We start from the raw sequence: 6,194 nt of genomic DNA, 5'->3' as shown, positions 1-6,194 counted from the left end.
CGGTTTTTTGTGAGGGGGGTCCGTATTACGGACCCCCCTTTTTTTGTTTTTGTGGGGTGGGGGTGTGCGGGGCGGGGCGTTCACACCGGTCGGGGTAGGGAAGAACCCTCCCCGTGAATGCCACGGGGAGGGTTCTCGTGTCCTGGTGAGGATGTTCCGTTCGGGCTCAGTCGTGGAGGTCGGCGGCCTCGATCTCCTCGCGGGTGATGCCCAGCATGAACGCGATGGTGTCCAGGTAGGGCACGTTCACTGAAGTGTCCGCCTGTTGACGTACCACCGGTTTGGCGTTGAAGGCGACTCCCAGACCGGCGGTCTGAAGCATGTCGAGATCGTTGGCCCCGTCACCGATGGCCACGGTCTGGTTCAGCGGCACCCCGGCCTCCTCGGCGAACCTCTGGAGGGTGGTGGCCTTGCCCTTGCGGTCGATGATCGGACCGAGCAGCTCACCGGTGATCTTGCCATCGATGATCTCCAGGGTGTTGGCGGCGGAGTAGTCCAACCCCAGCCGCTCCACCAGGACATCGGTGATCTGGGTGAATCCACCGCTGACGATCCCGCACTCGTAGCCCAGGCGCTTGAGTGTGCGCACCAGGGTCCGGGCGCCCGGGGTCAGCTGGATCTCTTCACGAACCTTCTCGATGGCGGAGGCGTCCAGGCCCTTCAGCAGGGACACCCGGCGGCGCAGCGACTCCTCGAAGTCCAACTCACCGCGCATGGCCTCCTCGGTGACCTTGGCGACCTCGTCCTCACAGCCGGCGTGGGCCGCCAAGAGTTCGATGACCTCGCCCTGGATGAGCGTGGAGTCCACGTCCATGATCACCAGGTGCTTGCTGCGTCGGTGCAGCCCACCGGCCTGTACCGCGACGTCCACCCCCTGGGTGGAGGCCTCCATGGCCAGTTCGGCCCGTAGTTGGTCGGCGTTACCGCCGGAGATCTCCATCTCCACGGAGGTCACCGGATAGGCCGACAACCGCTCGATCCGGTCGATGTTGGCTCCGGACCTGGCCACACACGAGGTGAGGGCGCCCAGTGCACCCGGGCGTAGGGGGGAGGCGAGCACGGTGACGTGCAATCGGGCCTCGCCGAAGGCGTTGACCCTGCCGTTGCCGTTCGCGTACTCGACATCCATGTCGAGGTCGATGGCGGTCTTGTCGAGGGCGGATCGAACCTCTTCGTAGACCCGTTGGTGGCTCACCCCGGGGGCGACCCGATCGTCCACCTCGAGCACGGTCCCCAGGACCAGACGGCCTCCGAGGACGACCTGCTCCAGGTCGACGATGGTCACCGGAAAGACGGAAAGGGTGCTCAACAGACGCGCACTGATACCCGGACGATCATGTCCGGTCATCGTTACCAACAACGTGGATTCATCACTCATGGCGGTCTCCACGGTACTCGGCCGTGGGACGTGGGTGATGAGGAGGGGACGGGGTTTCCCCAGCTAGTCCAGCATGTGGACAAAAACCGTGCGACGGGGACCACTCCCGGATGGTCACCGGGGCGGGGGAGGTCACCTCTTGCCGCGGCCCTTCCGCTTCTTCTTGGTCTTCTTCGCCTTGACGTCGACCCCGCCCAGCATGCAGGTTCCGGTCAGGTGTACGACGGGGGCGTTGGGATCCGTGACCTGATCCGTCCCGTGGAGGTCGGTGCCACCTAGGAAGGACGACGTGTTGTTGATCACTCGGACGCCGTGCGGCACCGTGATGTCGACTCCGCCCAGGATCACGGCGAGCTGAATGGTCACCTCGTGCTGACTCAGTACCGCCTCGCGCAGGTCCAGTTCCACTCCGCCGAAGAGCACCGAAACGTTGGTGCGCGGTTCGACCAGCCACCGGCCGCGCCGTTCGGCGGCACCGAAAACCGCGACCAGGTTCTCCGACCCCTTGCTCTGCCCGGCGAGGTCACGGGCATCGCTCCCCATCACCTCCATACCGCTGGGGTCGTTGAGACGTTCGAAAGACCCCAAGCCCATGGCCCCGGGTCCGCCGGGTCCGGGCAGGTCCGCCACGATCGGGGCGAGTTGGCCGATGGTCTTGGCCTTGTAGAGGGTGTCCAGCCGTTCCTCGTGTTCGACCGGACTGAGGCGGCCTTCGGCCAGTGCCTCACGAAGCCGTTCGGCAACCTGGTCCCGGTCCGCGTCGGAAGCTCGGATGTGCTCGGGCTGCATGATGACGGCTCTCCTCCTCGATGGTGCGGCCTTCCGTGGCCTCCCATCCAAGTATCGACGTATCGGTGATCTCAGGGATCAGGTGTCGTCCCTGGTTCGTCCCCGAGTCCTCCGGTCTCTGACACCAGGGTCCCACCCGATGTTTCGTGAGGCCATCCCCTGAGTCGAGACCGTGAACCGCCGGTTGGCACCGCCTCAGCGCAGCTCTATCGCCGCGTGCGCGGCGATCAAGGCGCGACGCACCGCCGAGTCCAGTTCGCGCAGGGCCTGGGCCCTCAGTTCGATCTGGTGCGCGTTCATGCCGCGGCCCGTGCCGGGTTCGGCGAGCCGCACCACCTTGGCCAGTCTTTCGGCCTGAGCCGCCAGCCGGTGCGCTCGTGGCGGATAACCATGGGCGAGTGCCGGGCACCCCGCGTCGCCCAGGTCTCCCAGGGCACGGTGGACGGTGGGAGAGAAGGAGGCCACGTCATCCACTCCCTGAAGTCGTTCGGCCACCGTCATCAAGGTGAGTTTGAGCCCTCGCTCCGCCTCGGCCAGGTCCGGCACCCGGGGAAAGGCGTCGTTCGCCGGGTAGGGGGACCACGAGACACCGACGTAGGATGAACCTCGTCGGTCGGCGGAGGGTACGAGTCCTACCTGTCGGTCGGTGAGCTGGGCCAGTACTCCCTCTTCCGCCTCGATCGCGGCTTGGTTGAGTTCGGCCGGTCCGACCAGACCGATGGGGTCGCCCCAGGTGGGAAGCGCCAGCCGGAAGACGGACAAGCCCAGGCCACGAAGGCGTACCAGTGCGGTGCGGAGCGGTACGCCGCTTTCGAACGGCAGGTCTCCTGGGGGTACTGTCCCGATCAGGTTGGGGCCGCCCCGGCGTTCTACGGCGTCGACGGCGTCGTCCAACCCGACGTGTCCCGCCAGCCAGGCGTTGCCCCAGGCGACGAGCGGTGCGGACGTCAGATGCATTGCTTCAGGGTAGGGCGGCCCGTGCACCGGCGTGGGACGTGAGCGTAAGGAGGATGATGGACGGGCGTGTTCTGGGCCTGAACGGGGTCACGGTACGACGTGGTGGGGCCGACCTGCTGGAGAACGTGGACTGGTCGGTTCTGGAGGGTGAACGTTGGGTCATCCTCGGACCCAACGGGGCGGGCAAGACCACCTTGCTCAACGTGGCCTCCAGTCAGCTGTATCCCACCGCGGGCAAGGTGGAGATCCTGGGGGAGCACCTCGGCGGCGTCGACGTGTTCGAGTTGAGGCCGTTGATCGGTTACGCGGGCGCCTCGGTCTCCGGCCGGATCGAGGAGGATACCCCGGTGTTGGACCTGGTCCTCAGCGCCGCCTATGGCTACCTGGGCCGTTTCCGGGAGGAGTACGGGGTTCCCGACTACGGACGTGCGCGTGCCCTGCTGGGTCACTGGGGGGTGGGCGATCTCGCCGACCGTACCTATCACACCCTCTCCGAGGGAGAGCGTAAGCGGGTTCTGATCGCTCGCGCGTTGATGTCGAATCCGGAGCTGCTGCTGTTGGACGAGCCCGCCGCGGGATTGGATCTGGGCGGGCGTGAGGATCTGCTGCGTCGTTTGGGCAAACTCGCGGCCAACGAGGAGGCTCCGACGTTGGTGGTGGTCTCTCACCATGTGGAGGAGATCCCGCTGGGCTTCACGCATGGTCTGTTGATCCGTGAGGGCCGGGTGGTGCGGGCGGGTCCGTTGGACGAGGTGATGACCGCCGAGCACTTGAGTGAGACCTTCGCTCTTCCGTTGAAGGTGGAACGTGATGGGGGACGTTGGACGGCTCGGGCCCTCTGACGAGCACGTCTTCTTTCCGAGCTCCCACCCTCCGGGGTATCGAATCCTCGAGTTCTTCACACGTGTTCTCCGCCCCGGTCGTCTTCGCCGCCGGGGCGGTTCTGTGACGCGAGTGATAGGGGGTGCTTTTATGGCGAGAATCCATTGTCCATAATTCCTATTTCCGTCCGGATGTGGCCGAGCCGGATGGGTATGGGGTAGCGTCAACTCTCAGTGAGTGGATCGCTCTATTTCGGCGCGCTTAATGACGGGCAGCCAGGAAGTGGTTCACTCCCACGCTGCCTGTCACCCCCGTCAGGAGATCCGGAGCCGCCGCAGATGCCGCCACTGAACACCGTCACCCGATCCATCGCTCGGGGGGGTCGGTAACCATGGCCCCGATCATCATCGTCGCACTCTTCGTCGCCGTCCTCGTGATCATTTTCTGGCGCAGTGTGCGCATCGTTCCGCACTCGATGGAGGACGTGGTCGAGCGTTTCGGTAAGTTCCACCGAACGCTGAGCTCCGGTTTCAACATCGTCATTCCTGGCGTGGACCAGGTGCGTGAACGCATCGATCGTCGTGTTCAGGTGGTCAGCTTCCCACCGCAGTCGGCCATCACCGAGGACAACCTCGCGGTCGAGGTGGATTCGGCGGTCTACATACGAGTGGTCGACGCGTACCGGGCCACCTACGAGGTCGCCAACTTCATTCAGGCGGTCGAGCAGCTCACCCTGGCCACCCTGCGCAACGTCATCGGTGGCATGAACCTGGAGGGCACGCTCACCTCGCGGGACGAGATCAACCGCGAACTCAAGACCGTCCTGGACGAGGCCACCCGTGACTGGGGCATCGAGATCAGCCGCATCGAGCTCAAGGGCATCGAGCCACCGTCCTCCGTGCAGGAGGCGATGGAGATGCAGATGCGCGCGGATCGTGAGAAACGCGCCCAACTGCTCAGCGCCGAGGGGGAAAAGCAGGCCGCGGTGCTGCGTGCCGAGGGTGAACGTTCCTCGTCCGTGCTCCGAGCCAAGGGTAGTGCCGAGGCGCAGATGCTCACCGCCAAGGCCGACGCCGACGCCCAGACCCTGCGGGCCCGGGGCGAGGCCGACGCCATCCACATGGTCTTCAAGGCCCTGCACACCAGTCGGGTCGATCCGGACGTCCTGGCCTACCAGTACCTGCAGAAGCTTCCTGAGATCGCCAAGGGCGACGCCAACAAGGTGTGGATCGTCCCCGCGGAGATGGGGCAGGCCTTGCAGGGCGTGAGTAGCGCGTTCGAGCGCATCCAGAGTGAGGTCGTCAAGCTTCCGACCTGATCTTCGAAGGTTCTCGGGTAGGGCCCACCGCGGATGCGGTGGGCCCTACCCGTTACCGCCCCGGCCTGATCATCGGATGACCGGATCTCGTAGTCTGTTCGGGCCCTCGACGGTCGGGGAGCTGCGGAGCGGAAAGCGGCGCGATGGAAATCTGGGAAGCCGTGGCCATTCTCCTCGCGGGTGTGGCGGCCGGTGGCATCAACGCGATCGCGGGGTCGGGCACCCTGTTCACGTTTCCCGTGCTATTGGCCTTGGGTTACCCACCGATCACCGCGACCGTTTCCAACAGCATCGGCCTGGCGCCCGGCACACTCAGCGGAACCATCGCCTACCGTCGTGAACTGGCCGGACAAAGGACGCGGCTCCTGCGGTTCGGGACCCTGTCCTTCCTCGGTGCGCTGACCGGTGCGACGTTGCTGGTCTACCTGCCCGCCGGGGTCTTCGAGTCCGTGGTGCCGTTCATGATCGGGGGCGCCTGTGTGTTGATCCTCCTACAGCCGCGCATCACCAAGTGGGCCAGGTCACGGAGGCCGGCCGGTCGGAACGGTGGCGTCTGGATGCCCGCCGGCGCCTACGTGACGGGTACTTACGGCGGTTACTTCGCCGCCGCGCAGGGCATCCTTCTCATCAGTCTGCTGGGCGCGACCCTGGACGATGACCTCCAGCGGCTCAACGCCCTCAAGAACGCCCTCGCCACCATCGCCAACAGCACGGCGGCCGTGTTCTACATCGTGCTGGCCTCCCCGGCCTGGGCGGCGGTCGGGCTCATCGCGGTGGGGACGATCATCGGGGGCTACCTCGGGGCCGGCTTCGGGCGCAGGCTCAGCCCCACGGCGCTGCGTGTGGTCCTGGTGATCGTCGGGCTCAGCGCCGCCGTCCAGCTCCTCATGGGGCGCGTCTGAGGACACGAGCGGTCCAGCTCGACGGAAG

The 6,194-nt window shown here is 65.9% G+C and carries 6 protein-coding genes; 3 read left to right on the top strand and 3 right to left on the bottom strand.

Annotated features, from left to right (window positions below):
- Nucleotides 1-166: 166 nt before the first annotated feature.
- The 3 genes from serB to D472_RS0122790 form a co-directional block, all read right to left on the bottom strand.
- Nucleotides 167-1,378: a phosphoserine phosphatase SerB gene (gene serB, locus D472_RS0122800; protein ID WP_026117985.1), complete on the bottom strand. Its 1,212-nt coding sequence runs from the start codon at nucleotides 1,376-1,378 to the stop codon at nucleotides 167-169.
- Between the two features lie 132 nt (nucleotides 1,379-1,510).
- On the bottom strand, nucleotides 1,511-2,167 hold the full coding sequence (locus D472_RS0122795) for a DUF1707 SHOCT-like domain-containing protein (RefSeq protein WP_017606757.1): 657 nt from the start codon (nucleotides 2,165-2,167) through the stop codon (nucleotides 1,511-1,513).
- A 195-nt stretch (nucleotides 2,168-2,362) separates the two neighbouring features.
- Nucleotides 2,363-3,124: a hypothetical protein gene (locus tag D472_RS0122790; protein WP_017606756.1), complete on the bottom strand. Its 762-nt coding sequence runs from the start codon at nucleotides 3,122-3,124 to the stop codon at nucleotides 2,363-2,365.
- Nucleotides 3,125-3,180: 56 nt separating this feature from the next.
- Here D472_RS0122790 and D472_RS0122785 point away from each other — a divergent pair, with 56 nt between their 5' ends.
- The 3 genes from D472_RS0122785 (at nucleotide 3,181) to D472_RS0122775 (ending at nucleotide 6,166) form a co-directional block, all read left to right on the top strand.
- A complete protein-coding gene (locus tag D472_RS0122785) occupies nucleotides 3,181-3,966 on the top strand; it encodes an ABC transporter ATP-binding protein (RefSeq protein WP_017606755.1) in 786 nt (261 codons plus the stop codon).
- Between the two features lie 371 nt (nucleotides 3,967-4,337).
- Nucleotides 4,338-5,264 (top strand): SPFH domain-containing protein, encoded by a 927-nt coding sequence (locus D472_RS0122780; protein ID WP_017606754.1) that lies wholly within the window; start codon nucleotides 4,338-4,340, stop codon nucleotides 5,262-5,264.
- A 143-nt stretch (nucleotides 5,265-5,407) separates the two neighbouring features.
- Nucleotides 5,408-6,166, top strand: a complete 759-nt coding sequence (locus D472_RS0122775; RefSeq protein ID WP_017606753.1) for a sulfite exporter TauE/SafE family protein — start codon at nucleotides 5,408-5,410, stop codon at nucleotides 6,164-6,166.
- The last annotated feature ends 28 nt before the right edge of the window (nucleotides 6,167-6,194 follow it).

The sequence above is a fragment of the Nocardiopsis alkaliphila YIM 80379 genome (assembly GCF_000341005.1).
GTDB classification, from domain to species: Bacteria; Actinomycetota; Actinomycetes; order Streptosporangiales; family Streptosporangiaceae; genus Nocardiopsis; species Nocardiopsis alkaliphila.
Note: the sequence above shows the minus strand (reverse complement) of the source record. Positions and strands in the feature narration are given on the sequence as shown.

What these genes read in the sequence shown, in the direction of transcription:
- serB (WP_026117985.1), bottom strand. Translation starts at nt 1,378, where the DNA reads ATGAGTGATGAATCCACGTTGTTGGTAACGATGACCGGACATGATCGT.
- D472_RS0122790 (WP_017606756.1), bottom strand. Translation starts at nt 3,124, where the DNA reads ATGCATCTGACGTCCGCACCGCTCGTCGCCTGGGGCAACGCCTGGCTG.
- D472_RS0122775 (WP_017606753.1), top strand. Translation starts at nt 5,408, where the DNA reads ATGGAAATCTGGGAAGCCGTGGCCATTCTCCTCGCGGGTGTGGCGGCC.
- D472_RS0122785 (WP_017606755.1), top strand. Translation starts at nt 3,181, where the DNA reads ATGGACGGGCGTGTTCTGGGCCTGAACGGGGTCACGGTACGACGTGGT.
- D472_RS0122780 (WP_017606754.1), top strand. Translation starts at nt 4,338, where the DNA reads ATGGCCCCGATCATCATCGTCGCACTCTTCGTCGCCGTCCTCGTGATC.
- D472_RS0122795 (WP_017606757.1), bottom strand. Translation starts at nt 2,167, where the DNA reads ATGCAGCCCGAGCACATCCGAGCTTCCGACGCGGACCGGGACCAGGTT.